The sequence below is a fragment of the Kineosporia corallincola genome (assembly GCF_018499875.1).
Classification (GTDB): domain Bacteria; phylum Actinomycetota; class Actinomycetes; order Actinomycetales; family Kineosporiaceae; genus Kineosporia; species Kineosporia corallincola.
In genome coordinates this window covers 203,735-228,524 of the sequence record NZ_JAHBAY010000012.1, presented here as the reverse complement: position 1 = coordinate 228,524, position 24,790 = coordinate 203,735, and the positions used below count along the sequence as shown (strand labels likewise).

24 protein-coding genes are annotated in these 24,790 nt (G+C 73.7%); 16 read left to right on the top strand and 8 right to left on the bottom strand.

Annotated elements, in window-relative coordinates; translation table 11 throughout:
• Positions 1–40: 40 nt before the first annotated feature.
• The 4 genes from KIH74_RS26465 to KIH74_RS26450 all read left to right on the top strand — a co-directional run bounded on the left by KIH74_RS26465 (position 41) and on the right by KIH74_RS26450 (position 2,985).
• Positions 41–1,258: an MFS transporter gene (locus tag KIH74_RS26465; RefSeq protein WP_214159051.1), complete on the top strand. Its 1,218-nt coding sequence runs from the start codon at positions 41–43 to the stop codon at positions 1,256–1,258.
• A 46-nt stretch (positions 1,259–1,304) separates the two neighbouring features.
• Positions 1,305–1,751 carry a DUF3224 domain-containing protein gene (locus KIH74_RS26460; RefSeq protein ID WP_214159050.1) on the top strand — a complete coding sequence of 149 codons (447 nt, stop codon included), beginning with the start codon at positions 1,305–1,307 and terminating at the stop codon, positions 1,749–1,751.
• Positions 1,752–1,816: 65 nt separating this feature from the next.
• Positions 1,817–2,248 carry an SRPBCC family protein gene (locus KIH74_RS26455; protein ID WP_214159049.1) on the top strand — a complete coding sequence of 144 codons (432 nt, stop codon included), beginning with the start codon at positions 1,817–1,819 and terminating at the stop codon, positions 2,246–2,248.
• A gap of 14 nt (positions 2,249–2,262) precedes the next feature.
• Positions 2,263–2,985 carry an AAA family ATPase gene (locus KIH74_RS26450; RefSeq protein ID WP_214159048.1) on the top strand — a complete coding sequence of 241 codons (723 nt, stop codon included), beginning with the start codon at positions 2,263–2,265 and terminating at the stop codon, positions 2,983–2,985.
• Here the strand turns inward: KIH74_RS26450 and KIH74_RS26445 are convergent.
• Positions 2,982–3,725 (bottom strand): FadR/GntR family transcriptional regulator, encoded by a 744-nt coding sequence (locus tag KIH74_RS26445; protein WP_214159047.1) that lies wholly within the window; start codon positions 3,723–3,725, stop codon positions 2,982–2,984. The two genes, KIH74_RS26450 and KIH74_RS26445, sit on opposite strands and share 4 nt — an antisense overlap.
• Before the next feature lie 325 nt (positions 3,726–4,050).
• Between KIH74_RS26445 and KIH74_RS26440 the strand changes: the two genes are divergently transcribed.
• From KIH74_RS26440 to KIH74_RS26430, 3 genes are read left to right on the top strand one after another with little or no spacing between them, the layout of a single operon-like run.
• On the top strand, positions 4,051–6,861 hold the full coding sequence (locus KIH74_RS26440) for a hypothetical protein (RefSeq protein ID WP_214159046.1): 2,811 nt from the start codon (positions 4,051–4,053) through the stop codon (positions 6,859–6,861).
• Positions 6,851–7,717, top strand: coding sequence for an ABC transporter ATP-binding protein (locus KIH74_RS26435; RefSeq protein WP_214159045.1), 867 nt, complete (start codon positions 6,851–6,853; stop codon positions 7,715–7,717). The genes KIH74_RS26440 and KIH74_RS26435 overlap by 11 nt, the downstream gene beginning before the upstream one ends.
• The gene (locus tag KIH74_RS26430) at positions 7,714–8,331 is read left to right on the top strand and encodes an ATP-binding cassette domain-containing protein (protein ID WP_214159044.1); all 618 of its coding nucleotides are present in this window, start codon (positions 7,714–7,716) and stop codon (positions 8,329–8,331) included. Before KIH74_RS26435 ends, KIH74_RS26430 begins: the two co-directional genes overlap by 4 nt.
• Here KIH74_RS26430 and KIH74_RS38020 read toward each other — a convergent pair.
• The 6 genes from KIH74_RS38020 to mftR form a co-directional block, all read right to left on the bottom strand.
• On the bottom strand, positions 8,328–11,450 hold the full coding sequence (locus KIH74_RS38020) for a coiled-coil domain-containing protein (protein ID WP_214159043.1): 3,123 nt from the start codon (positions 11,448–11,450) through the stop codon (positions 8,328–8,330). The genes KIH74_RS26430 and KIH74_RS38020 overlap by 4 nt on opposite strands.
• Positions 11,447–12,202: a hypothetical protein gene (locus KIH74_RS26420; protein ID WP_214159042.1), complete on the bottom strand. Its 756-nt coding sequence runs from the start codon at positions 12,200–12,202 to the stop codon at positions 11,447–11,449. The genes KIH74_RS38020 and KIH74_RS26420 overlap by 4 nt, the downstream gene beginning before the upstream one ends.
• Positions 12,199–12,795, bottom strand: coding sequence for a hypothetical protein (locus KIH74_RS26415; RefSeq protein ID WP_214159041.1), 597 nt, complete (start codon positions 12,793–12,795; stop codon positions 12,199–12,201). Before KIH74_RS26415 ends, KIH74_RS26420 begins: the two co-directional genes overlap by 4 nt.
• A complete protein-coding gene (locus KIH74_RS26410) occupies positions 12,792–14,036 on the bottom strand; it encodes a hypothetical protein (protein WP_214159040.1) in 1,245 nt (414 codons plus the stop codon). Before KIH74_RS26410 ends, KIH74_RS26415 begins: the two co-directional genes overlap by 4 nt.
• 63 nt (positions 14,037–14,099) lie before the next feature.
• The gene (locus KIH74_RS26405; protein ID WP_214159039.1) at positions 14,100–14,468 is read right to left on the bottom strand and encodes a hypothetical protein; all 369 of its coding nucleotides are present in this window, start codon (positions 14,466–14,468) and stop codon (positions 14,100–14,102) included.
• Positions 14,469–14,757: 289 nt separating this feature from the next.
• The gene (mftR, locus tag KIH74_RS26400; RefSeq protein WP_214159038.1) at positions 14,758–15,417 is read right to left on the bottom strand and encodes a mycofactocin system transcriptional regulator MftR; all 660 of its coding nucleotides are present in this window, start codon (positions 15,415–15,417) and stop codon (positions 14,758–14,760) included.
• A gap of 232 nt (positions 15,418–15,649) precedes the next feature.
• Here mftR and mftA point away from each other — a divergent pair, with 232 nt between their 5' ends.
• The 9 genes from mftA (at position 15,650) to mftF (ending at position 22,197) form a co-directional block, all read left to right on the top strand.
• A complete protein-coding gene (gene mftA, locus KIH74_RS26395) occupies positions 15,650–15,760 on the top strand; it encodes a mycofactocin precursor MftA (RefSeq protein WP_214159037.1) in 111 nt (36 codons plus the stop codon).
• A 34-nt stretch (positions 15,761–15,794) separates the two neighbouring features.
• Positions 15,795–16,115, top strand: coding sequence for a mycofactocin biosynthesis chaperone MftB (mftB, locus tag KIH74_RS36985; protein WP_281431466.1), 321 nt, complete (start codon positions 15,795–15,797; stop codon positions 16,113–16,115).
• On the top strand, positions 16,112–17,431 hold the full coding sequence (gene mftC / locus KIH74_RS26385; RefSeq protein WP_214159035.1) for a mycofactocin radical SAM maturase: 1,320 nt from the start codon (positions 16,112–16,114) through the stop codon (positions 17,429–17,431). The genes mftB and mftC overlap by 4 nt, the downstream gene beginning before the upstream one ends.
• A 47-nt stretch (positions 17,432–17,478) precedes the next feature.
• Complete coding sequence (locus KIH74_RS26380; protein WP_214159034.1) at positions 17,479–17,775, top strand: SDR family NAD(P)-dependent oxidoreductase; 297 nt, start codon at positions 17,479–17,481, stop codon at positions 17,773–17,775.
• Positions 17,724–17,912, top strand: a complete 189-nt coding sequence (locus KIH74_RS26375) for an SDR family oxidoreductase (protein WP_214159104.1) — start codon at positions 17,724–17,726, stop codon at positions 17,910–17,912. Before KIH74_RS26380 ends, KIH74_RS26375 begins: the two co-directional genes overlap by 52 nt.
• Positions 17,913–17,996: 84 nt before the next feature.
• Positions 17,997–18,938 (top strand): AAA family ATPase, encoded by a 942-nt coding sequence (locus tag KIH74_RS26370; RefSeq protein ID WP_214159033.1) that lies wholly within the window; start codon positions 17,997–17,999, stop codon positions 18,936–18,938.
• Between the two features lie 99 nt (positions 18,939–19,037).
• Complete coding sequence (locus KIH74_RS26365) at positions 19,038–19,925, top strand: vWA domain-containing protein (protein WP_214159032.1); 888 nt, start codon at positions 19,038–19,040, stop codon at positions 19,923–19,925.
• Between the two features lie 46 nt (positions 19,926–19,971).
• Positions 19,972–20,682 carry a mycofactocin biosynthesis peptidyl-dipeptidase MftE gene (mftE, locus tag KIH74_RS26360; RefSeq protein ID WP_214159030.1) on the top strand — a complete coding sequence of 237 codons (711 nt, stop codon included), beginning with the start codon at positions 19,972–19,974 and terminating at the stop codon, positions 20,680–20,682.
• 21 nt (positions 20,683–20,703) lie between these two features.
• Complete coding sequence (gene mftF, locus KIH74_RS26355; protein WP_214159029.1) at positions 20,704–22,197, top strand: mycofactocin biosynthesis glycosyltransferase MftF; 1,494 nt, start codon at positions 20,704–20,706, stop codon at positions 22,195–22,197.
• Here mftF and KIH74_RS26350 read toward each other — a convergent pair.
• Positions 22,194–24,755: a tetratricopeptide repeat protein gene (locus KIH74_RS26350; RefSeq protein ID WP_214159027.1), complete on the bottom strand. Its 2,562-nt coding sequence runs from the start codon at positions 24,753–24,755 to the stop codon at positions 22,194–22,196. The genes mftF and KIH74_RS26350 overlap by 4 nt on opposite strands.
• Positions 24,756–24,790: the final 35 nt, after the last annotated feature.

Sequence of the window (24,790 nt, the reverse complement as noted above, 5' to 3'; positions counted from 1 at the left end):
AATTGGGTACACCTCAACGGTACCGCAGAAGGAGCTTGTGATGACCCCGACCGGCCCCGCCGAGACCGTGCCCGCAGCCGCCTGGCGCATGCTCGGTCTCGGGCTGGCCGCGCAGGCCGCGGGCACGCTGCTGGTCAGCACCCCGGCCTACCTGATCCCGCTGCTGCACGGGGAGCAGGGTGTGCCGCTGGCCCGGGCCGGGCTGCTGGCCGCGGCGCCCACCTTCGGGCTGGTGCTGACCCTGGTGATGTGGGGCGCCCTGGCCGACCGGGGCAGCGAGCGCCAGGTGATCTCCGGCGGCCTGGCCCTGACCGCGGTGCTCGCCCTGGCCGCCGCGCCGGTGCGGGACTTCTGGTGGCTGGCACTGCTGCTGGTGCTCGGCGGCGCGGCCTCGGGCAGTACCAACTCGACCACCGGCAAGATCGTGGTGAACTGGTTCCCGCGCTCGCGCCGGGGTCTGGCCATGGGCATCCGGCAGATGTCCCAGCCGCTGGGCGTGGCACTGGCCGCGCTGGTCGTGCCGCCGCTGGCCGAGCGCTACGGCACCTGGGCGCCCCTGGCCCTGGCCGGGGTGCTGACCGGTGTGCTGTCGGTGGCCTGCGCCGTCGGCATCGCGAACGCGCCGCGGCCGGCCGGTGTCTCGTCGTCCATAATTGGAGAACCGGCGCAGGGCAGCCCTTATCGCGGTGACCGCTTTCTGGCACGCATCCACCTGACCTCGATCCTGCTGGTGGTGCCGCAGTTCACGCTGTCGACGTTCGGGCTGGTCTGGCTCACCGTCGGGGAGGGCTGGAACGCCACCGCGGCCGGCGTGGTGATCGCGATCGCCCAGTTCGTGGGCGCTTTCGGGCGTATCGCGGTGGGCTGGGTGAGCGACCGGGTGGGCAGCCGGGTGCGGGTGCTGCGCCTGGTCGCGGTGAGCGGGGTGGTGGTGATGCTGGCGCTGGCCGCCGGGGCCGGCCTGGCCGGGGGGCTGGTGTCGGGGCTGGTGTCGGGGCTGGTGCTGGTGGTGGCCACCGCCGTCAGCGTCGCCGACAACGGGCTGGCCTTCACCTCGGTGGCCGAGGCCGCCGGCCCGGCCTGGTCGGGGCGGGCGCTCGGCATCCAGAACACCGGGCAGTTCGTGGCGGCCTCCGCCGTCGGCCCGGGGGTCGGCGGCCTGATCGCGGTGGCCGGCTACCCGCTGGCCTTCGCGCTGGTCGCGCTCACGCCCCTGCTGGCGGTGCCGCTGGTGCCGCGACACGACCGGCACCGCTGACGCGAATCTTCAATGCCCGCCGCTCCAGGACGCCTACGGTCGGCGCATGGCGCAGACACAGACCGAGATCGAGGCGCAGTTCGAGGTGACCCGCTGGGACGCCGACGTGTACCGCGAGGCCGGTGACGGCCCGGCGATGAGCCAGGTGCTGGTGGAGAAGACGTTCACCGGCAGGATGTCCGGCACCAGCACCGCGCGGGTGCTGACCGCCGGCTCGGAGACCGGCCAGGGGTACATCGGGTCGGAACGGTTCGAGGGCACGATCGACGGCCGCACCGGCTCGCTGACCTACCAGCACGGCGGAATCATGGACGGCGCAGAGGGTTCCACCTTCGGCACGATCGTGCCCGGGTGCGGAACCGGCGAACTGGAAGGGGTGCGCGGCGGCATCACCTTCTGGCACGACGAGGCCGGGGCCACGGTGACCCTGCGGGTAGCGCAATGGGGTGACGCCGGGCGCGGGGGCCCGGCGGAGCCCTCGCCCGGAGCGTAGCCGTGCGGTTACGCTGTGCCGCAGGCGTCCCCGCTACCGGGGGCACACGAAGGGCGGCGTAGGCGATGACGGCTCCGCAGGTCACCACGATCGACATCAAGGCGCCGGCCGAGCAGGTCTGGGCCATCCTGGACGACGTCGAGGCCTGGCCGGAATGGACGTCGTCGATGAGCCGGGTGGTGCTGCGCGGCACCCGGCCGCTGGCACCCGGGATGAGCGCCGTCATCAGTCAGCCCCGCCTGGGCACCGTCACCTGGGAGGTCACCGAGGTGGTGCCGGGCGCCTCGTTCACCTGGGAGTCGTCCTGGCCGGGTGTGACCACCGTGGCCCGGCACCTGGTCACGCCCCGCCCCGGCGGCTGTGAGGTGCGGCTGGAGATCGAGCACCGCGGCGCCCTGGCCGGGGTGCTCGGGTCGCTCACCGGGGGACTGACCGGCCGCTACATCGAGACCGAGGCCGAGGGCCTGAAGAGGGCCAGCGAACTGGTGCACGACTAGATAGCTTGGGCGGCGTGCTGGTGCGTCGCGCGTACGTCGAGAATGCCGATACCGAACGCTGGCCCTACACCGTGCCGGCGGTCACCGACCTGGCCGAGCACGGGCTGACGTTCACCAGGCCGATCACGTTTCTGGTGGGGGAGAACGGCTCGGGCAAGTCCACGGTGGCCGAGGCGCTCGCCGAGGCCTTCGGGCTGGACTCCTACGGCGGCCGGGCCGGCATGAAATACGCCGGTACACGCGAGAAGTCGGCGCTGGGCTCGGTGCTGAAGCTGGCCACCACGGTGAACGGTCAGCGGATGATGACGGGCCCGCGCCGGGTGCGCAGCGGGTTCTTCCTGCGGGCCGAGACGGCCATGGGCATGATGTCGAGGTTCAGCGGCGTGCCCGGCTACTGGGCCGGTGACACCGACGAGATGAGCCACGGCGAGGGCTTCCTCACCGTGCTCGACGCGATGTTCTCCCGCCCCGGGTTCTACGTGCTGGACGAGCCGGAGTCGGCGCTGTCGTTCAGCTCGTCGTTGCGTCTGGTCGAGCTGTTCCACCGGCTCGGCCGGACCGGTGCGCAGGTGGTCTGCGCGACCCACTCACCGGTCCTGGCCTCCACGCCGGGCGCGAGCGTGATCGAGTTCAGTGCCACCGGTATGCACGAGGTGGCCTGGGACGACCTGCTGATCGTGGACCACTGGCGGCGGTACCTGCGGGACCCCGGGGCATATCTGAGACACCTGCTCTAGATGTTCCAGGTGATCGGTTTGTCCAGCGCCTCGGGGTATTTGCGCTCCGCGTAGGCCAGGTACTCGCCGACGTGCGCGCCCATCGCCTCACCGGCCTCGGCGGGCCGGGCCCCGGCGATCGCCTCGTAGATGCCCCGGTGCGCCTTGAGTACCGACTGCCGGCGGCGGGCCGGGTACTCGATGCCCTGGGTGTGGCCGCTGATGTCCATCGCCCCGACCATCGCGTCGACCAGGAACCCGAACAGCGAGTTGTCCGAGGCCCAGGCGATGGTGCGGTGGAAGCGCCGGTTGGCGTCGAGGTACACCTCGGCGTCGGTGAGCCCGGCCTCCATGTCGACGAGCGTCTGTTCCAGCTCGCCCAGCCGGTCGGCGGTGATGCGCTCGGCGGCCAGCTGCGCCATCAGCGGCTCGAACGCCGCCCGGGCCTCGACGACGACGCGGTAGCGGGCGTGGTCGAACTGGAGCAGCAGGGCCAGGGTGGTGCCGAGGCTGTCGGCGGTGGGTCTGCGGATCACCGGGCCACCGCCCGGGCCGGGTTTGAACGACAGCACACCTTGCAGTTCAAGGAATCTCAGGGATTCGCGCAGCGTGCCGCGACCGGCGTCGTACGAATCCATCATGAGGCGCTCGGGCGGAAGTTTCTCGCCCGGGCCCAGACCCTGCTGCTCGATGTCGCGCACGATCCGCTGTGCCAGAAGCAGAGCGGTCTTCTGCGGCTTTGTCGAATTGCTGTTCACCACGATTGGAATGAGCTCCTTCCCCGCCTCGATGGATCGTACTGCCTCCCAGGATGATTGCCGGATTTGAAATCATTTCGCCCCTTTGGGCGCAGATGGTGGACGACGAGAGGGCCGGCCGGCCCGGCGTGGGCCGGCGGCCCGAGGTCAGCCGGTTCGCCCGGAAGGACGCTGCCGCAGGGGTTTCCGGCGCAGGGAGGCTGAAACGCCCTGCCGGGCAGATGGTGTGGGCAGGTATGCGGTGTGGGCCACCCTGCCCGCGAGATTGTCGGTGGTGGGTCCTACTCTGGGGCCGTTCTGGTGAGACGGACGATGTCGGGGGTGGAACGTGCGGGGTGGCTGGCCGTTGCTGCGCCGGGCTCCCGGCCGCATGCTGCGCAGCGGTTCCACGGCCGTGATGATCGCGGTCAGCGTGGCGCTGCTGGCCGCCCTGGTGGCGGCCGGGCCGTTGTTCGGGCGGGCCACCGCATCCGGTTCGCTGGAGCGCAAACTCGCCACGGTGCCCGCCAGCACCCAGGTCACGCTCCAGCCCGCGCTGGGGGTGGTGGTGCAGGGCGTGATCCCGGCCCGTTCCGAGGCCCGGCTCACCGAGCTGGTCGACTCCACGCCCTGGCTGGGCTCCCCGGTCACCGCCCGCTGGGGCCAGGCCTGGCAGTTGCAGGAGGGACACCCCACGCCCTACGTCGGCGCCGGTGGCCTGCGGCGCTCGGCGGTGCTCTGGTACCGCACCGGAGCGGTCGAGGCACTCGACGTGGTCCGGGGCGAGCGCGGGGCGAAGGGCGTCTGGCTGCCCGACGGCGTCGCCACCGACCTCGGCCTGGAGCCCGGCGACACGTTCCGGGCCGGCCGCACGTTCCAGGGCGGCGACATCCTGGGCTGCACGAGCAACGGCACGGTGCTCGACGTCATCGGCACGCCGGCCACCACCCGCACCGGCCTCACCCTGGCCGGCACCTTCCGCACCGGCGCCGACGGCCGGATGCCCACCGGGTCGTACTTCTCCGCCATCGCCTCGCAGATCCCCAGCGACCCGCTGGGCTGCCCCACCCCGGCCATCCTGGTGATCGGCGACCGCGACACCATCGCCACGGCGCTCGACGAGGCCCAGGAGGTGCCGGTCTGGACCTACTCGGCCACGCTCACCGCGGCCGGGCGCACCCCCGGGCGGCTGGAGCAGGCCGCCGTCGCGGCGCAGCGGGCCAAGGTCGACGCGGCCGACCCGGGCAGCGAGCTGTCGGCGCTCTTCGCGGGCGACGACGGCACCTCGATCGGCCGGGTCGAGACCGCCCTGCCCGAGCTCCAGCAGGCGGCCGAGGCCGACGCCCGCACCGCGGCCCAGCAGGGCCGCGGAATCGCCTACGCCGGTGGCGCTCTCGGCCTGGCCGCGGTGGTGGTCGCGCTGCGTGCCCTGGCCCGGCGCCGGCGCCGGGAGACCGAACTGCTGCTCGGCCTGGGCACCCCGACGCCGGTGGTGGTCGGGGCCGGCTTCCTCGAGCTGCTGCTGCCCGCCCTGGTGGGCGCCGCGGCCGGCGGGGCGGGTGCCTGGCTGGCCTTCGAGCGCTTCGGCCCGCAGCGCGAACTCGGTCCCGGCGCGGTCCGGGCCACGCTGCTCGCGGCCGGCTTCGTCGCCCTGCTCACGCTGATCTGCAACGCCCTGGTCACGCTGCTCCAGGCCCGCGCCGTCGGCCGGGAGCTGGCCGGGCTGCCCGCCGGCCGGGCCGGCGGCCCGTGGCTGCCGCTGCTCACCGGGGCCACCGTGCTCGCCGTGGCCGCCACGCTGAGCCGCGACGGCGACGGCTCCTACACCGACCCGCTCTCCGCGGTGCTGCCGATCCTGGTGCTGGCCTGCGGGTGCCTGCTGCTGGTGCGGCTGGCCGGGCCGATCACCCCGCTCCTGGCCCGGCGCCGTGCGGCCCGCCCGGCGGGCAGCACGCCGTCGCGTTCGCCCGACCGGCTGGTGCTGCGCGGGCTGCGCAACACCGGGGTGGCCGTCGCCGACCTGGTGGTGGTGCTCGCCATCGGCGCCGGGGTGCTGGCCTACGGCCTGGTGTCGGCGTCGGCGGTGCACGGCTCCGCCCTCGACAAGGCCTCGGTGCTGGCCGGTGCCGCCAGCACGGCGCACATCCCGCACTCCTACGACCTGGGCGGCGGCGAGGGCCCGTCGCCCCGGCTCGCCCCGGGGCTGTCGGTGGTCTGGCGGGCCACCGGGCAACTGCGGCCCGACTACGTCGGCGTCGACGTGATGGTGGTCGACCCCGACACCCTCGCCGCGGTGGCGGCCTGGGGGCAGGGGCCCGAACTGGCCCGCGCCAAGGCCGCTCTCGCGCTGTTCGGCGACGCCGACGGCGCCGACGCGAACGGCGCCGTGCCGGCCGTGCTGATCGGCCTGCCCGGTCACGAGACCGGCTCCGGGGCAACCGTTCTGGTCGGCGCCGACGAGCTGCGCCTGACCGCTCGCGGCAGCCTGGGCACCTTCCCCGGCGCCGGCCGGCCCACGGTGTTGTTCGACGCCCGCTCGCTGTTCCCGGCGATGGACGCCCGCAACCGCAACCTCGACCCGTCGGTCGACACCATCAGCGGCGGCCAGGGCAACTACGCCACCTGGCTCTGGTCGTCCGGCGACCTCGACGAGCTGAACGCCTACCTGGAGCGCCGGTCGGTGTCCACCACCTCCACCGGCTCGCTCGAACAGGCCCGGGCCACACCGGTTCTCACCTCCAGCGGCTGGGCGGCCAGCTACCAGGTGGTGCTCGGGGCCGCGGCCGCGGCCCTGGCCGGGCTGTCGGTGCTGGTCGCCGTCGACCGCCGGGTGGCCCGGGCGGCACCGGTCGACCTGGTGCTGCGCCGCTTCGGCGTGCGGCCACGGCGGCTGGTCCGGCTGCGCGCCACCGAACTCGCCCTCACCTGCCTGGGCGCGCTCGCCGTGCTGGCCGCTCCGCTCGCCCTGGTCCTGGTGCTGCTGCCACGTCTGGTCGAGCCCGGCCCCGGCCTGGCCCCGGCCATGGGCGTTCAGGTCCCCCTGGTGCCGTTGCTGATCACGGCCCTGGCCGCGCTCGCGGTCACGGCGCTCGCGGTGCTGGTGGCCGCGCGCCGGTCGGCCACCCTGAAACCCGCCGAGGTGCTGCGCGATGACCAGTGACGTGACGGCCGGTTTCCGCAACGTGGTGCGGATCTACCAGGCCGTCGCCGGCGAGGTGCACGCGCTGCGCGGGGTCGACGCCGACTTCCCGCGCGGCAGCGTCACCGCGATCGCCGGGCCCTCCGGCGGCGGCAAGAGCACCCTGCTGTCCATCCTGGCCCTGCGCGACCGGGCCAGCGCGGGCACCGTCACCCTGTTCGGCGCCGACGTCACCCGGGCCCGTGGCCCGGCCCTGAAGACGTTGCGGCGCACCGGCATCGCCTGGGTGCCGCAGCGTCCCTCGCATGCCCTGTTCCCGCACCTGAGCGCGCTGGAGAACCTGGCGCAGGTGGCCCGCACCCGGGGCCGGGCCGGCGGGCTGGAACCGGGCGCGGCGCTGGAGATGCTGGCGCTGTCGCACCGGGCCGGGGCCCGGCCGGGCCGGCTGTCCGGCGGCGAGCAGCAGCGCCTGGCGGTGGCCGCGGCGCTGACCCACGCCCCCGACCTGGTGGTGGCCGACGAGCCGACCGCCGAGCTGGACGACGAGAACGCCGAGCGCGTGGTGCGGGCCCTCACCGCGGTGGCGGCCGAGGGCACCACCTGCGTGCTGTCCACCCACGACTCCCGCGCCCTGAGCCGGCTGCCCCGGGTGCTGCACCTGCGGCACGGCGTGCTGTCGGCCGAGCGGGCCGGGGCGGAGGTGCAGGAGGCCGACGGCCGGGTGCGCACGGCCGCCGCGGTGATCGACTCGGCCGGGCGGCTCCAGCTGCCGCCCGAGGCACTGCGGCTGTTCCCGGGCCGGCGCGCCACCGTGCGCATCGAAGGCGGGGAAGTGGTGCTGCGGGCACCTGACGTGAACCTGGAGGCGCGGTCATGAGCGCCGGCCACGATTCCCTCGTCGTCACGAACGTCACCCACGGCGTCCTCGACAACGTCCACCTCACCGCCGGCCCGGGCATGCTGGTCGGGCTCACCGGTCACTCCGGCTCGGGCAAGTCCACGCTGTGCCACCTGATCGCCGGGTTCGAGCGGCCGGACCGCGGCAGCGTGACCCTCGGCGGCATCCCCACCGCCGACCTCGCCGACTGGTCCCGCATTGCCGCCGTGCCGCAACGGCTGGCCCTGCTCGGCGAGCTCACCGGCGTGGAGAACCTGGTGCTGCCCGCCCTCGCCGCGGGGCAGCCGGCGCAACCGGCCGCCGCTGCGGAAATGCTGGAACGGCTGGGGGTTCCGGCCCTCGCGAACCGGCCGGCCGGGCAGGGCTCGATCGGTGAGCAGCAACGCGTCGCCGTGGCCAGGGCCCTGCTGCTGCGCTCGCCGCTGGTGGTGCTCGACGAGCCGACGGCCCACCAGGACGACGACAACGCCCGCCGGGTGATCGACGCCGTGCTGGCGGTCGTGGCCCAGGGGACGCTGGTGGTCACCTCCACCCACGACCCCCGGGTGCTGGCCCACGCCGGCCTCACCCTGCCGCTCGGAACCGGTTCCTAGACGGTCAGATCCAGCTCGTCCTCACGCACGTCGATCGTCCGCGAGGCCGGCCGGTAGGCGCTCATCCACTCGCGCAGCAGCTCCACCCGGGACCGGTTGGCGTCGTCGCCGAGCACGATCGGCGGGTCGTTGTAGGCCACCGCGTCGGACGAGCGGCGCAGCTTGATGTACAGGTTGGACGCCTCGATCGCGTACCGCTCCATGTCGTCCTGGAGAGCGCCGATCACCGTGATGTTGCGGTCGTGGCCGATCCGCTCGAACAGCGCCACGGCCTCCCGGCGGTGCTGCTTGCCCAGGTTGCGGCCGAGCTCGTCGAGGATCAGCAGCAACGGCCGGTCGTTGCCGCCGGCCAGGGCGGCGGCGCAGACCAGCTTGACCGCCTTCTCGTCCATCTGCGCGGTGTTGGCCCGCAGGTTGTAGCTCGACATCCGCTGGTTCTCGGCCCGCCGCCAGCGCGGCGTCAGGCTCCAGCGCCACGGCTTGTCCGGCTCGGTCGGCGGCTCCGGCTCCGGGTAGTCCAGCCCGGCGCCGTAACCGCCGTACTCCCGGTCCAGCCGGTCGAACTCGTCGGCCACCAGCTTCAGCTTGGCCTTGATGCCCTGCGCCAGCACCGACCGGTGCGCCCTGGTGGTCTGCTCGGACTCGGCCAGGCCGGAGCGGGCGGCCTCCAGGTCGGCGCGGCGCTGGGCCCGCTGCTGGTCGATCATCGCCTGGTCGTGCGCGTCCTGCTGCGCCGTCACGTCGAGGTGGGTGCGCAGCGCCCGGGTCAGGTCGGGGACCAGCGGCACCTGGGCCTCCAGCGTGACGTGCGGCCAGCGCTGCTCGAACACCAGCTCCCGCAGTTCCGCCGGGTACTCCTGGGCCGCGGTGCCGTCGGGGAAGCACCGCCGCAGCACGTCACGAAGATGGTTGGCCACCAGGTTGTTCCAGTCGGTGGTGCGGCGCTTCTGCTCGTCGTCGGGCAGGCTCAGCAGGTGGGTCTGTGCCGAGCCGGAGGTGGCGCCCCAGGCCACCGCGCGGGCGTCCACGTCGACGGCCCGCAGCTCCTCCTCCAGCTTCTCGGCGATCTCCTCGGCCTGCCGCACCTCGGCCTGGCTGCGGGTCACCTCGCCGCGCAGCGTGTTGATCTTGTCCAGCCGGGTCTGCCGGTCCACGGCGGCGCGGGTGTGCGCGGCCTCGGCGTCCTCCAGCGGGCCGATCAGGTCCTCCAGGTTCTCCTGGAGCTCACCCGCCTGCTCCCGCAACCGCTCGATCTCGACCTCGGCGTCCTCCACCCGCTGGGCGGCCTTGGCCCCCTCCAGCCGGGACGTCGCCGTCACCAGCTTGCCCCGGGCCTTGTCCAGCGCCGTGCCGAGCCGGTCGAGCTGCTCCACGGCCAGCGCGTGCTGCTCGTGGGCCGCCCGCACCCGGGCGTCCCGGCCGGTCAGGGGCCGCTCGAAGCCGGCGACGACGATCACGCCGGCCGCGTCGTCCACCATTTGATCGTACGAACCGGCGCGCCCGGCCAGAGCTTTCAGAAAGGTGCTGAGGCCGAACTCGTCGCTCGTGCTGCGCGGCAGGCCCCCGGCGGGCTGCCCGTCGGCCAGCACCAGCATCGCCCCGGGCTCGTCGGCCAGGGCCTCCCGGGCCGGGTCCTCGTGCTCGGCGGCCACCGTCACCGCGTGCCGGTACGGCGCCAGCCGCGGCTCCCAGACCGCCCGCTCATCCTCCGACAGCTCCAGCACGTCCACCACGCTGGCCGCCGGAATGCCGGCCCGCTGAAGCAGTTTCAGCTCCCGCGCGGCCACGTCGTCACCGGCCTGCGCGGCCTTGATCTGCTTCGCCGCCGCGGCGACCGCGTCCTCCGCCGCACCCCGGCGCGAGATCACCGCCTCCAGCGCCTCCTGCGCCGCGGCCACCTCCTCGCGGGCCCGGGTCGTGTCCCGGCCGTCCGCCGCGCGCGCGGCCTCCTTCAGGTCACGCAGCCGCGCGCCCAGCTCCTCCACCTGACGCAGGTTCATCCGGGCCTGGGTGTCGGCGTTGTTGCGCCGCTCCCGCAGCTCGTTGCGCAGCCGCTCGGTCTGCCGGAACGTCTCCTGGAGACCGTCGTCGTTGCCGAGTTCCTCCATCCGGGCCTCGTTCTCGGCCAGCCGCTCGCGCGCCTCGGCCTGCCCGCCACGCACGTCACCCAGGTTGCGGCGCAGTTCCTCCAGCCGCTCCAGGCCGTCCACCACGTGCCGCGCACAGCGCGAGTGCCAGGCCTGGCGGGCCTGGCCGAGCACCTCGCGGGCCACGTCACGGCGCCTGATCCCGGCCTCCACGCCCTCCATCTCGCGGGCCCAGGTGGCCAGGTCGTGCTCCGCCTCGGCGACGTCGACCCGCCGGGCGTGCTCGCCCGAGCGCAGCGCCTGCTCCTGCTCCAGCTCGCGGTCCAGCCCGGTCAGCGTGGCCACGGCGTCGAACATCCGCCACGGCGACAGCTCGTTCAGCGGCTGCGCCAGCAGGTTCGCGGCCGGCGAGGCCCGGACGCTGGTGGACAGGAACGAGACACAGCGCACCTGGCCGCCGTACAGCACCTTGGCCAGCCGCCCGGCGTGGAAGTCGTCGCGCCCGTTGGAGTTCGGCAGCCGGTTCCACAGCTCGGTCACCCCGGCCGCGCGCTCGGCGTCGTTCGCGCCGTAGGGCACGTGCAGGCCGTTCTTCCAGCGCAGGCTCAGATAGGGCGACTTGCGGTTGATCCGCAGCCAGACCGTGAGGGCGCCCGCCTCCAGCTCCTCGACCGTCCGCGCCGCCGGGTCGGCGAACACCCCGATCACGAAGCCGTGGTCGGCGTTCGCCCAACGGGCCTCCTGCGCGGCCAGTTCCGCGGTGAACAGCAGCTCGGCCGAGCCCGGCGCGCCACCGGCCAGCCGCCACTGCTCGTCGGCGTGCAGCAGCGACAGCGCCGCGATGAACGACGATTTCCCGGCGCCGTTCGAGTCTTTCGGGCCCTGACCGGCCACGGTGATCAGCCCGCCGTTGGTCAGCGGCACGGGATGCGCCGACAGCCGGGAGATGTCGACCATCTGCACGCCGACCAGCACCCGCGGCCCGACGATGTCGTGCGGGTCGTTGCGGTCGATCATCGGCGCCGTGCTCACACATTCTCCTGGTGCTCAAGGTTTTCGGTCGAGGGGTCGGCGGCCGGGGCGTCGTTCCCGTCGGGCCGGGACCGCCGGGCGCGGATCGCCGCCGCCAGCGGGGTGTCCGCGCCGGCCGCGAGGATCAGCTCCTCCTGGAGCCGCCGGCGGGCGGCCGGCGTGAGCCGGGCCAGCTGCGGCCCGGGCAGGTAGGACGCGCCCTGGTTCTGGCCGCTGCCGGACGATTTCACCTGGTGGGGCCGGCGGTCCGGGGCGATCTGCACCAGCCCCGCGGCCCGCAGCCGGGCCAGCGCCGTGCGCACCGCGGTGCGCGGCAGCTTGGAGTAGCGGTTCAGCTCCTCCTGGGAGGTGGGCCGGCTGGAGATCCAGGTGTCCAGGTCGATCAGGCCCTGGCTGCGCGGGATCGCCACCGAGTGGATCAGGATCAGCACGAACACCGCCCGGTCGACCAGCGGCAGCGACTCGAGCATCTCGGCGGACAGCTCGCGGGCCACGTCGTCGCGGTAGCCGGACGTCCACAGGTTCGGGCCGACCTTGACCAGGGTGCGGCCCAGCGGGTGCAGCATCTGGGCCAGGGCCCGGCGCAGGGTGGCGTCGCGCAGGGCCAGGATCTGCGACTCGTGCAGCGGCTGCCAGCTGTGCTCGACCGCGGCGAAGGCGGCCAGCACCTCGTCGCGGTGCTTCTCGGACAGGTCCGCCACTGCCGCCGTGAACACCGGGTGGGTCTCGATCGGCCCGCTCGGATCGGTCATTCGACACCCTCCTCGTCAGGTTCGTCGAGGGCCTCGTCCGGTTCCTCGGGGGCCTCGTCCGGTTCCTCGGGCGCCTGGATGCCGCGCCACAGTTCGCGCAGCACGGTCAGGTCGGGGCCGGCCCAGGTGCCGCAGCGCGGGCCGAGGCGCACGACCTTGCGGGACTCGTCCCACAGCACCCAGCCACCGCTGTGCAGACGCCGCACCGCACCGGTCGCGGCCCGGTGCAGTACCGATTCCTCCCGGTCGCCGAAGGTGCGGTACACCGACATCACGGCGTCCCAGTCGGCGTCCCGGCCGGGCCAGATCGGCCCGTCGACGTCGGCCCAGCAACAACGGACGACGGCGGCCAGCATGCGCGCGGTGTCGTTCGGCTGCTCCACCGTGGGCCCGTTCAGCCCCATCTCGTCGAGCACCCAGGGCCCGGCCGTGCCCGGGTGCGCGGGCAGCAGCCAGACCTGGCCGCGGCCGTCGGACCACTCCGGTTCCAGCAGGCGCAGGAAGCCGTCGGGCGCGGGGGTGCCGATCTCGTGCCGGGCGGGCCCGAGCATGCGGGCGCGCGCCCACCACAGGGCGGTGTCCGAGCTGTTCACGCACCGGCCTCCGCGGCTGCCGCCGGGGTTCCCTGCGGGCGGGCGGTGCGGCCGAACATGCCGCCCGACACCCACGGCACCGCCGCCTCCGGATCCACCCGGAACCCGTCGGCCCAGGTCAGCTCCGCGTCCACCTCGGGGGAGTGGTGGGCCGCGACCAGCATCGACAGGATGCGGCGTCCCTCCATCCAGTCGTCGGCGTCGTCGAGCAACGCGGACACCCCGACCCGCTCACGCCGGGCGAGCACCTGGTCGGTGAACTCGGTCAGGTCGCTGTCCGCCGACACCGGCCGGTCGGTGGGCGCGTCGCTGTCGCCGGTCGGCCGCGGCGGGGGCATCCGCACCGGGCCGGAGGTCTGCGCGTTCTCCACGGCGAAGGCCATGGCCTGCGGCGAGAACCAGGGCGCGACGGCGTCGAACACCTGGCCGTCCAGCACCCCGGCGAGCGTTTCGGCGTCGGCGGTGCGGGCGAAGCTGCGCCAGGTCTCCACCGGCAGCAGCCCGAGCGCCCGGGTGGAACCGGCCTGCTCGATCAGCCGGGCCGCGGCGGACTCGCTGGCGTCGGCGTAGGCGGCCAGGGCGGTGCGCAGCGCGGCGCAGTCCCGGTCCAGCTCGGGCCAGCGGCCCAGGGCCTGCGCGTGCACCTCCTCGGCCTGGGAGATCAGCGCCCGGTTGCCCCACAGCAGCTCGGCGTGCTCGCGCAGCTCCTCCACCGGGCTGGTGGTGGTCAGGCTGGCGAGCTGGTTGGCCATCAGCCGGAACACCCGGGTGAGGCGGCCGACCGAGCCCCGGCCGTCGTCGGCGGTGGCGCCGGCGGCCCGGATGCTCATGCCCTCCAGGGCCAGCAGCTGGTGCAGTTCACCCTGCCCGCCGGCCGAGGCCAGGCGGCGCAGGAACAGCAGCATGACGTAGGGCGCGAAGGCGGCCCGGTGGAAGCGCTCGCCCGGATGGTCGACGACCCGGGTGATCGCCCCGTAGCCGCGCAGCACCTCGAACCGGCGCTGCACCGTGGCGGTGTCGTAGCGGCGGCAGGCAGCGACGGCCGTCTCCAGGGTCAGGCCCTCGTTGCCCGCGTCGGCGAACGCCCCGAGGATCGCCTCGTCGATGTCGAGCAGGTCCACGTCGCCGATCATGGCGCCGTGCTCGCGGGCGAGGACGGCGAAGACCTGGCGGTAGATCCGCAGAACACCGGCCTCGGGGGCGAGGTCCTCCAGGGAGAGCGTGGTCGGGCCGTCAGTCACCTGGCGACCTTAAGGCAGGTGGCAGCGCATCCCTAAAAACGAGCGGCGGGACGTTCCCGGGGCTCAGGGCCGGTGCGGGCGGCGACGCCGTCGCCAGCCGGTGCGCGGGAAGTCGCAGTCGGCCGAGGAGTGCACCTGGAGGAAGCGGGCGTTCTGGGTGTGCAGGGGACAGTCCACGGACGGGTCGGGGACGACCAGGCCGCAGGCCGCCTTGGTGCACGCGCAGCTGGCCTCCCGGAACGGGAACATCCCGGGCAGCGACAGGCCGACGTGCCAGACCTGTTCGGTGGGCAGTTCGACGGACAGGTCGGCGGGCAGGGCGCCGGTGGAACCGCCGTCCGGGAGGGTGGCCGGAACGCCGGCCGGCGAGGTGCTGGACTGATTCTTGGCTGTGGCGCGTCGTCGAGCCGGATAGGGCATGGCCAGTGACATGAATGAACCCTTCGCGCTGCATGCAGAGGGGACCGTCGCCCGCTTCCATCGCTGTGGGCAGTGGAAGCGTTACACCTCTCTTGACTCTGATTTTGGGTCAACTTACGACGGTTCCGGCGAAACGCACGCCGGATTTCACCCTCCGCGTGGATCTGGTCACCCACCGTATGGATTGGGTGTCGCGCCGTATGCATGAGTACATCCCGGCGCCTGGCACAGTTAAGAACCGGATCCTGGACGCGCGCTCATCGCCGGATCTGGCCGGCCTGTGAGGGTGCGGTGCTGGTTCCTATCGCTCCTCGAACCCGCTGAACCCGGTCTTCCAGGCGCTGAGCGCGATGTCGAGGTAGCTGATCAGGTCGCCGTCGCGCCGGGCCACCCACTGGTCGAACGCGGCCCGGCAGACCCCCAGGGCGCTGAACCCGATCGCCTGGGGGATCAGGTCGTCGGGGCGCAGGCCCAGGCGGCGCGCGGCGAACTCGGCCAGGGCACCGGCCCAGTTGTCGTAGTGCGCGGTGGAGGCGGCGTTCAGGGCCGGGACGTGGGCCACCACCGACATCCGGGTGTGCAGGCCGGCGATGTCGTCCACCCCGTAGTGGTTGGCGGTCAGCACGGCCTGCCGGATCGCCTCGGTGAGCGGCTGGTCGGCCGGGGCCTGGGCGAGCAGCTCGTGCAGCGTCTCCACCTCGGCGTCGAACTCCGACCAGAGCACGTCGGCCTTGGTGTCGAAGTAGCGGAAGAAGGTGCGGCGGCTGACCCCGGCCCGGTCGGCGATCTGCTCCACCGTGGTGGCCTCGAAGCCCTGCTCGGAGAACAGCTCCAGGGCGATGCGCTCCAGCGTGCGCCGGCTGGTCGCGCGGGGCCGTCCGCTGCGGTTCTCGCCGCGCGGGGCGGCCTTGCGCCCGCCCCGGGCTCCCGGGGTCGCCGGTTCTGCTGACCCCGCCGTCATCGCCGAGCCCTTCCCTGGTCCGGGCACGCCGGACCGGCATGCCGGGGTCATTCAACCACCGGTGTGCTCACGTCCGGCACCGCCGGAGATTCCCGGCCGGTACTCGCCGTTCACCCCTCATCGGCCGATCAGTTCCGTCCGGCGACGTGCCGATGACCACTCTTGACGCTTACGACACGGAGTGTCATAAACTCCCCGCAACGCTGTTCACCGTGGAAGAGAGGTTGTTTCGATGGACAACACGAACGCTCCCCAGGACGCCGTCGAGACCGCAGGCACCGACGCCGTCGAGGAACTGCTGGTCGAAGAGGTCTCCATCGACGGGATGTGCGGCGTCTACTGATCGGCGCGAGGCCGTGACGACGCAGACGAACCGGATGTCGGTGCCACCCAGGGCACCGGTGGGGGACTTCGACCTCGGCGCCGCATGGGAGCTGCACCCCAGCGTGTCCGTGCGGCCCGAACCGTTCGGAGCCCTGATGTACCACTTCGGGAACCGGCGCCTGTCGTTCCTGAAGACCCGTCAACTACTGGACGTCGTCAATGGTCTGGCCACCGCCCCGGACGCGCGCACCGCGTGTCTGGGCGCGGGGGTCGACCCTTCCCAGCTCCCGGTGCTCGCCCGGGCGCTCGGGTCGCTCGCCGCGGGGGATCTGATCCGCCGCCGGACGACGCCGTCCACGGAGGAGCCTGCATGACAGCTGTGCTCGAACCCGCCACCCCGGCCGGTCTCACCCAGAAACCCAGTAAGCCCCCGACCCCCTCCCCGGGCCGGCTCGTCGACAAGTTCGCCCTCGGGCTGGACGCGCCGATCTGCCTGACCTGGGAACTCACCTACGCCTGCAATCTCGCCTGTGTGCACTGCCTTTCGAGTTCCGGACGGCGTGACCCGCGCGAGCTGACCACCGCCGAGGCCGAAGCCGTCATCGACGAGCTGGAGCGGATGCAGGTCTTCTACGTCAACATCGGCGGCGGCGAGCCGACCGTGCGACCGGACTTCTGGCACCTGGTCGACTACGCCACGGAACACCATGTGGGCGTGAAGTTCTCGACCAACGGTGTGCGCATCAACCGGGAGGTCGCCGAACGACTGGCGAAGTCCGACTACGTGGACGTACAGATCTCGCTCGACGGCGCGACCGCCGAGGTCAACGACTACGTGCGTGGCGCAGGCAGTTACGACACCGCCATGCGGGCCATGCAGAACATGAAGGACGCCGGTTTCACCGGCTTCAAGCTGTCGGTCGTGGTCACCCGCCAGAACGTCGGCCAGCTCGACGAGTTCAAGGCGATCGCCGACCGGTACGGAGCCCAGCTGCGCCTGACCCGGCTGCGTCCCTCGGGCCGCGGCGCCGACGTCTGGGACGAGCTGCACCTGCTCGCCCCCCAGCAGAAGCAGCTGTACGACTGGCTGGTCGCCAACGGCGAGGAGGTCCTCACCGGCGACTCCTTCTTCCACCTGGCGGCTTTCGGTGACTCCCTGCCCGGCCTGAACCTGTGTGGCGCGGGCCGGGTGGTCTGCCTGATCGACCCGGTCGGCGACGTGTACGCCTGCCCGTTCGCGATCCACGACGAGTTCCTCGCCGGGAACGTGCGCGACCAGGGAGGTTTCAAGGGCGTCTGGCAGACCTCGGAGCTCTTCCAGGAACTGCGGCAGCCGCAGAGCGGCGGGGCGTGCTCGTCCTGCCAGTTCTTCGACTCCTGCCGGGGCGGCTGCATGGCGGCCAAGTTCTTCACCGGCCTGCCGCTCGACGGCCCCGACCCGGAATGCGTTCGCGGCTACGGTGAATCGCTGCTGGAAGCGGTGGACGGGGTCACCCCGAAGCCGAGCGGCGACCACTCGCACAAGAACCCGCTGCGCAGCCAGAAGAACAAGAAGAAGCCGGTCGCGCTGACTCTCGGCGTGCGCCCGGCCATCGGGGTGGTCTCCGCCCCACCGGCCCGCGGGTGCGACGAGAACCCGCTCGCCGGTTTCAGTCCCACGGCCGGCCTGGAGACCGGTTCGCGGGCCTGAACCGGCACGACGCGCGGCACCCCTCCCGGGGTGCCGCGCGTCTCGACATGAACATCACCGGCACCTGGAACACGGTCCGGGCCACGGCGCCGCACCTGATCCGGGGCGGAGGCGGCTCGATCGCCCTGACCAGCTCGGTCGCCGACCTGGTCGGTCTGCCCTTCCTCACCCCGTACGTGGCCGGCAAGCACGCCGTCACCGGCCTGGCCCGCACCTTCGCCGCCGAGCTCGCGCAGCACCACATCCGCGTCAACAGCCTGCACCCGACCGGCGTCGAGACCCGATGGGCGCGATGGGCGGCGCCTTCGGCCCGGCGCTGGAGGCCAATCCGGGGCCGGGGGTGATGCTCGGCAACATGTACCCCGTCACCGCCACCCAGCCCGAGGACCAGTCGAACGCCGTGCTGTTCCTGGCCAGTGACGAGTCCCGGTACGTGACCGCCCTGGCGATGACCGTGGACGCCGGCGCCACCCAGCTCTGACCCGGGGGGCCCGCCCACGGCGTCCACCGTTGTTCTGATCCAATGGTGCCCCCACGCAAACTCTGGCATTGAGGACAACCACACGTGACCTCCACACCTCCTGACGTGGCACTGACCCGCAACCGGGTCGCGACCCACCTGGTCGGCCGCGAGCACGAGCTCGAACTGGTCCTGTCCGCCGTGGCCGCCGGCCGGGACCTGGTGCTGGAGGGCCCCCCGGGCACCGGCAAGACCACCCTGCTGCGCGCGATCGCCGACGAGTGGGGCATCCCGCTGTTCTACGTCGAGGGCAACGCCGACCTGACCCCGGCGAAGCTGGTCGGCCACCACAACCCGGCGCGGGTGCTGAAAGAGGACTACTCCGAAGCCAATTTCGTGCCCGGCCCGCTGCTGGAGGCGATGCGCCAGGGTGGGTTCCTCTACCTGGAGGAGTTCAACCGGGCCCCCGACGACACCCTGAACACGCTGCTGGCGGCGCTCGCCGAGCGGCGGATCGCGGTGCCCCGGGCGGGTCAGGTGCAGGCCTCGCCGACGTTCCGGCTGATCGCCTCGATGAACCCCTACGACAATGTCGGCACCACCCGGCTCTCCACGTCGATCACCGACCGGCTGTGCCGTCTGTCGGTGGACTACCAGGACGAGTCCGCGGAGATCGGGATCGTCGGCCTGCGCACCGAGAACGGTGGCAAGCTGGGCGATCTGCTGGTGCGCGACGCGGTCTGGGTGAACCGGGCCACCCGCCGGCACCCGCACCTGCGGCAGGGCAGCAGCGTGCGCGGCGCGATCGACGTGGTGCTGGTGGCGAACCAGCTGGCGGCGATCCGCGGGGTGTCCGAGGCGGCCGACTCCAGCGACCGGCTCGACCCGGAAAGTGCTTATCCGCAGCTGGTTCTCGACGCGATGACGGTGTCGCTGTCGGGACGGGTGCACCTGGACGAGGTGGCCGACACCACCCCGGAACGGGTGATCCGCGAGATCTGGGAGGACCGGTTCGTGCTGAGCCCGGCGTCCGCCCAGCCGGGTTGAAGAGAGGCCGAGGCCGACTCGCCGGTCACGAAACCCGGCCGCCGGGGCCGCAACGGGCGTCCTCTGCGCCGTAAACCCAAAAACCTGCGGGCCGAGCCGATGGTGTTCAGCATCTCGGACAGCGACGGCGGCCCGGTGCTGACCGCCCTGGGGCGGGGCACCGGGGCCGCGGCGAAGGCCTCGGTGCGGGGCTCGGGCGGTCCGGGGCAGACCGACGACGCCGGTGCCACCGTCCCACTGGACGTGGGTGACGGCGATCCGGCTGAGGACGACGTGAGGGCCCGGGCGCGGCTCATCGCCGCGCGGCTGTCGCTGCACCGCCCGCCGCGCGGGCGGGGTGCCCGGCGCGGCGCGGGCGAGCTGGTCAGCGTGCGCTACCGGGAGGGTGCCGACGACATCGACCTGGACCGCACGCTGGAAGTGCTGGCGGAGAAGCCGTTTCCGGACGACGACGACATCGTGGTGCGCGAGCGGGTGCGGCGCCGGCGGTCCGTGGAGCTGGTGGTCGACGTGTCCGGGTCGATGCGGGGCGAGCGGATCCGCACGGCCGCGGCCACGGTCGGGGCGCTGGCCGGCGAGCTGGCGGCCGACGACGTGGGCGTGATCGCGTTCTGGTCGGACTGCTCGATCCTGCTGCCGATGGGCCGGCCGTTCCGGGCGCAGAGCCTGCTGGACGACCTGCTGAAGCTGCCGGCCCGGGGCCTGACCAACGTCGGGTTCCCGCTCCAGCTGGCGGCGGCCGAGCTCTCCCGTCGTCCCAACCCGGAGGCCCGGGTGCTGCTGCTGTCGGACTGCGTGCACAACGCCGGGCCGGACCCGCGCGGCCCGGCGGCGCTGCTGCCGCGGCTGGACGTGCTGCTCGACGCCTCGGGCGAGAAGGACGAGGAACTGGCCCGGGAGATGGCGGCGGCCGGGCGGGGACGGATGTTCCCGATCCGCGACCACCGGCAGGTGGCGCCTGCGCTGTCGGACATCTTCCGGTCCTGAGCAACCCGCTGGAGGACCGGAAGATCACGCGGCGTAAGGTCGTCCGGTGGCTTACCTTGACCTGGCCGCGATGACCAGCCCGCAGATCGCCGCGCACGCCGCGGCGGACGGGATCGTCGCGATCCCCGTCGGCTCCACCGAGCAGCACGGCGCGCACCTGCCGCTGGGCACCGACAGTGACGTCGCGGTGGCCGTGGCCCGCGGCCTGGCCGAGCGGATGCCGCAGGTCGCGGTCGCCCCGGCGATCGGCTACGGCTCCAGCGGCGAGCACGCCGGGTTCCCGGGCACCCTGTCGATCGGGCAGGAGGCGCTGGAGCTGATGCTGCTGGAGCTGGGCCGCTCGGCGGGGGAGACCTACCGGCGGCAGATCTTCGTGAACGGCCACGGCGGCAACGCGGTGCCGGCGGTGCGGGCGGTGCGCCGCCTGCGCGCCGAGTCCCGTGACGTGCTGCTGTGGATGGCGACCTGGGACGGCGACGCGCACGCGGGCCGGACCGAGACCTCGCTCCAGCTCGCGCTGCACCCCGAGCGCGTGCGCCTGGAGCTCGCCGAGCGCGGCAACACCACGCCGGTGCGGGAACTCATCGACGAGCTGCGGGCCTCCGGGGTGCGCGCGGTCAGCCCGAACGGGGTGCTCGGCGACCCGGAGGGGGCCGGGGCCGAGGAGGGCGCCCGGCTGGTGCAGCGGTTCGTCGACGGCCTGCACACCCAGGTGCTGGCCTGGGACCCGCCGTACGGCAGGCTCGGCTCCGGCTGACCGCTCGCCTAAGGTGGCACGGTGACGACGACGGGGAACGAACGGGCCGAAGGGCTCCCGGTGGGCATGCCGGTCGAGCTCGACCCGGAGACCGTGATCAGACCCGACGGAACCGTGTTCGGTGGATCGCCCGCCCGCCTGTTCCGCCTCAATCCGGCCGGGCAGGAAGCGTTCTCGCAGCTGCGCTCCGGCGTGGTGCGCACCCCGGCGGCCGCGGCCCTGGCCCGCCGGTTCTCCGACGCCGGCCTGGTGCATCCCGGTCGTCAGGGACTGCCTGAGGACGACGAGGGCCGGCCGTCCCGGCACGGCGTGGTCACCGTGGTCGTCCCGGTGCGCGACCGGGCCGCCGAGCTCGACCGCTGCCTGACCGGCCTGACCCCGGCCGGGCAGAGGTCGGTGGCCGAGGTGGTGGTCGTGGACGACGCGTCCCTCGACCCGGCGCAGGTGGCGGCGGTCGCGGCGCGGCACGGCGCCCGGCTGGTGGCCCGCGGCGTCAACGGCGGCCCGGGCCCGGCCCGCAACCTGGCCCTGCGCTCGGTCACCACCCCGCTGGTCGCGTTCCTGGACAGCGACTGCCTGCCCCCACCGGGCTGGATCGACGACCTGGTGGGACATTTCGACGACCCACTGCTGGCCGCCGTGGCCCCCCGGATCGTGGCCGGCGGTACCGACACCGGCACGTTCGCCGGGCGCTTCTCCCAGGCCCGGCCGGTGCTCGACCTGGGCGGTCTGCCGGCCCGGGTGGCCCCGCTGAGCCGGGTCTCCTACCTGCCCACCGCCGCGCTCATCCTGCGCCGCCGGGCCCTCGGAGACCTTTCCGGACCGGCCGGTTTCGACGAGGACCTGCGCTACGGCGAAGACGTCGACCTGGTCTGGCGGCTGCTGCGGGCGGGCTGGCGGGTGCGCTACGACCCGACCGTCGAGATCGGCCACGAGGAACCAGCCGGCTGGCCGGCCCTGCTGCGCCGCCGCTTCGCCTACGGCACGTCGGCCGCGCTGCTGGAGGAACGGCACCCCGGCAAGGTGGCGCCGCTGGTGCTGGTCGCCGCGCCCGCCTCCACGGTCGCGGCGCTGCTGGCCCGGCGCCCGCTGCTGGCCGCCGCCACCTTCGCCGCCGGCTACGCCGACGCCCGGGCCGCCCTGCGCAAGGCCGGCGCCCAGGGCGACGACCTGCTGCGCCCGCTGGCGATCGGCGTGCGCGAGACGTTCTTCGGCACCGGCCGCTGGACCTCGCAGTTCGCCCTCCCGCTGGCCCTCGCCGCGGCCGCGGTCCCCGGCCGCCGGCGCCCCGGCCGGGCCCTGGCCGTGCTCGCCCTGCTGACCGCCTCACCGCTGCGCGAGTGGCTGCGGGTGCGGCCCGGCATCGACCCGGTGCGCTGGAGCGCCGCCGTGCTGATGGACGACGCGGCCTACGGCGCCGGGGTCTGGGCCGGCGGCCTGCGGGCCCGCAGCCTGCGCGCGGTGCGGCCCTCATGGAAGTGGCGGCTGCTCGGCTCGGTGACGAAAAACCCCTAGCCCAGCGCCTGCGCCCGGTCGCGCACCTGCTTGGCCTCGTGGTGACGGCCCAGCTTCTCGTACACCTCACCGGCGGCGTTCAGCACCTGGCCGAGCACCTCCGGGTGGTCGGCCAGCACCTCGATGGCCTGCTCCATCAACGGGATCGCGGCCTCGGGCCGGTCGGTGGCGTGGTGCACCCCGGCGGCCAGCATCAGCGCCCGCCCGGCCGGCACCGTCTCGTCGATGCGCGCGAACTCGGCCGCCGACTCCTGCGCCGCCCGGACCGCCTCCTCCGGATGGTCCGCGCCGAGCGCCCGGGCCAGCGAGTCCAGCAGGTCGGCGTGCTCGAAAGCGGCTGCCGGGTGCTCGTTCCCGGCCGCCACCGCGGCCTCCTCGATGGCTTCCCGCAGCACCACGGCGGCCTGCTCGTCCTCGTCGGCCAGACTCAGCGCCCGCCCGTGCAGGTGCATCGACCGGATCAGCCACATCGGGTCGTCGTCGTCCGTGGCCCGCAGCTGCCGGGCCGACTCGACCGCCCCGGCCAGCACCGCGATCCCGTCCGGGTCACCGGCGTCGGTCATCAGCTCGCCCAGCGCCAGCGCCGAGCGGGTGGCCAGCAGCCAGTCCTGCGCCTGCGAGGCCAGCGCGACCGCGTCCCGGTAGGCCGACAGCGCGTCCTGGTACTCCTGCATCGCCACGTAGCCCTGCCCGATCCGGCGCAGCGTCTCGGCCCGCTCGGAACCCGGGGCGCCGGAGGCGGTCTGGCGGCGCAGCACCTCGCGGGCCTCCTCCACCCCCTCCTCGGCCCGGCCCAGCGCGGCCAGCAGCGAGCCCAGCTCCAGCCGGGCGCTCAGCTCCTGCGGCAGCTCGGCCATCGCGGCCTCCCGGATCGCGATCCGCCAGCGCTCGATCGCCAGGTCCGCCTTGCCCGCGTCCTGCGCCAGGTGCGCTCCCAGCACGGCCGTGGTGGACGCCCACTCCCGAGCCCCCAGCCGCAACCCGATCGCCAGGCTGGCGTCGGCGGCGGCCAGACCGGCGTCGAACTCGTCGTCCGCGCCGAGCAGCTGGGCCCGGGTGCGCAGCAGCGCCGCCCGCCGCCCGCGCCCCCGGCCCTGCTCCAGTTCCGGGTCGGCGAGCGCGGTCTCGGTCATCGCCAGCGCCGCGTCCAGGCCGTCCTGCGCGGCCGCCTCGAAGATCGCCGCGAGTGCCTCGTCGCTCTCCCCGGCCGCCTCCAGCCGGGCCTTCAGCCCGGCGATCCCGGCGATCTGCGCCGCGGTCAGCGGCTCCCCGCCGGGCGCCTCACCGAGCGCCTCGATCGCCGCGACCACCTGCCGCGCCTGCCCGCGCTCGTCCATCGCCAGCAGGTCGGCGGCCAGCGTCATCCGGCCGTCCAGGTCGTCGGGCAACGGCGCGGGCACACTGTCGCCGCTCACCCGGGTGGCGCCGATCGGCAGGTCGAACGACACCTCGGCGAGCGCGTCGTCGGCGGCCAGCCGGGAGGCGTAGAACGAGTTGCCGTTGCGCTCGTCGAACCGGGCGCCCAGGTCGGCCGCGGCCCGCCGGGCCGCCACCCGCAGGGCACTCACGGTCCACGGCTCGTCGCGCTCGCCGAGCACCGGGCGCAGCCGGGGGTCGGACGCGGCGGTGACGGTCTGCGCGCCGGCCCCGGCCCGCTCGGCGGCGCCCAGCAGCACCGCGGCCGCGGACAGCGCGCCGAAGTGCGCCTCGGCGTTCAGCCCGTCGTGCACCAGCCAGTTCAGGTGCCGTTCCAGGATCTCCAGGCCGCGCCCGGCGTTGCCGGTGACCGCGCAGAACCGCAGGTGCTGGGCGATCATCGGCAGGTGGTCGGCGTTGCCGCGGGCCATCCGGTAGCCGCGCAGGTGCAGCTGCCGGGCCTCGTCCAGGCGGCCGGCGCGCAGCAGCGGCAGCAGGGCCTGGGCGATCGTGTTCTCCGGCTCGTCGCCGCAGGTCATACCCTGGCCGAGGATCTCGTCGGCGAGCGCCAGCCCGTCGGCGTCCTTGCCGATCGTGTAGTGGTACTCGGCCTCCTCGGCGCGCACGCAGGTCTCGCAGTGCGAGTAGTCGTCGCGGGGGGTGCGCTTGAGCTCGCCCAGCCAGACCCCGGCCTGGTCCAGGCGGCCCTGGCCGACGGAGGCCTGGAACCGGGCCTGGAGCACGCCGGACACCCCGACGCCCTCCTTCACGTACTGCTGCTGCATGGCCTCGATCGCCGCGTCGACGTCGGCCAGCGAGAACAGCGGGCTGCCCATCAGCGAGCTGACCACGTGCTTGTGATACCAGAGCAGGTCGAAACCGCCCACCTGGAGCGGGAACCGGTCCGGGTCGGCGGCGTTGCGGCCGACGCACCAGGCGAACGCGGACAGCTGGGCGTCGGTGTCGCCGAGCATGCTGGCCGAGGGCAGCAGGCGCAGCCGGGCGGCGTAGCCCAGCTCGTCCAGGCCGTTCTCGTCGGCCAGTGAGATCGCCTCGTCGATCAGCGCGCGCTCGGCCGGGCCGAACGGCGTGGCGTCGATCTGCTCGAAGAGCTGCTCGATCCGGTTGCCGGCGCTGTCCATCGCTGTGTTGCTCCCTGTTTGGTCCGTCGTGACGC

Coding starts and splice junctions, on each gene's coding strand:
- KIH74_RS26465 (WP_214159051.1), top strand. CDS start 41: ATGACCCCGACCGGCCCCGCCGAGACCGTGCCCGCAGCCGCCTGGCGC.
- KIH74_RS26460 (WP_214159050.1), top strand. CDS start 1,305: ATGGCGCAGACACAGACCGAGATCGAGGCGCAGTTCGAGGTGACCCGC.
- KIH74_RS26455 (WP_214159049.1), top strand. CDS start 1,817: ATGACGGCTCCGCAGGTCACCACGATCGACATCAAGGCGCCGGCCGAG.
- KIH74_RS26435 (WP_214159045.1), top strand. CDS start 6,851: ATGACCAGTGACGTGACGGCCGGTTTCCGCAACGTGGTGCGGATCTAC.
- KIH74_RS26430 (WP_214159044.1), top strand. CDS start 7,714: ATGAGCGCCGGCCACGATTCCCTCGTCGTCACGAACGTCACCCACGGC.
- KIH74_RS26420 (WP_214159042.1), bottom strand. CDS start 12,202: ATGACCGATCCGAGCGGGCCGATCGAGACCCACCCGGTGTTCACGGCG.
- KIH74_RS26405 (WP_214159039.1), bottom strand. CDS start 14,468: ATGTCACTGGCCATGCCCTATCCGGCTCGACGACGCGCCACAGCCAAG.
- mftR (WP_214159038.1), bottom strand. CDS start 15,417: ATGACGGCGGGGTCAGCAGAACCGGCGACCCCGGGAGCCCGGGGCGGG.
- mftA (WP_214159037.1), top strand. CDS start 15,650: ATGGACAACACGAACGCTCCCCAGGACGCCGTCGAGACCGCAGGCACC.
- mftB (WP_281431466.1), top strand. CDS start 15,795: ATGTCGGTGCCACCCAGGGCACCGGTGGGGGACTTCGACCTCGGCGCC.
- mftC (WP_214159035.1), top strand. CDS start 16,112: ATGACAGCTGTGCTCGAACCCGCCACCCCGGCCGGTCTCACCCAGAAA.
- KIH74_RS26380 (WP_214159034.1), top strand. CDS start 17,479: ATGAACATCACCGGCACCTGGAACACGGTCCGGGCCACGGCGCCGCAC.
- KIH74_RS26375 (WP_214159104.1), top strand. CDS start 17,724: ATGGGCGGCGCCTTCGGCCCGGCGCTGGAGGCCAATCCGGGGCCGGGG.
- KIH74_RS26365 (WP_214159032.1), top strand. CDS start 19,038: ATGGTGTTCAGCATCTCGGACAGCGACGGCGGCCCGGTGCTGACCGCC.
- KIH74_RS26350 (WP_214159027.1), bottom strand. CDS start 24,755: ATGGACAGCGCCGGCAACCGGATCGAGCAGCTCTTCGAGCAGATCGAC.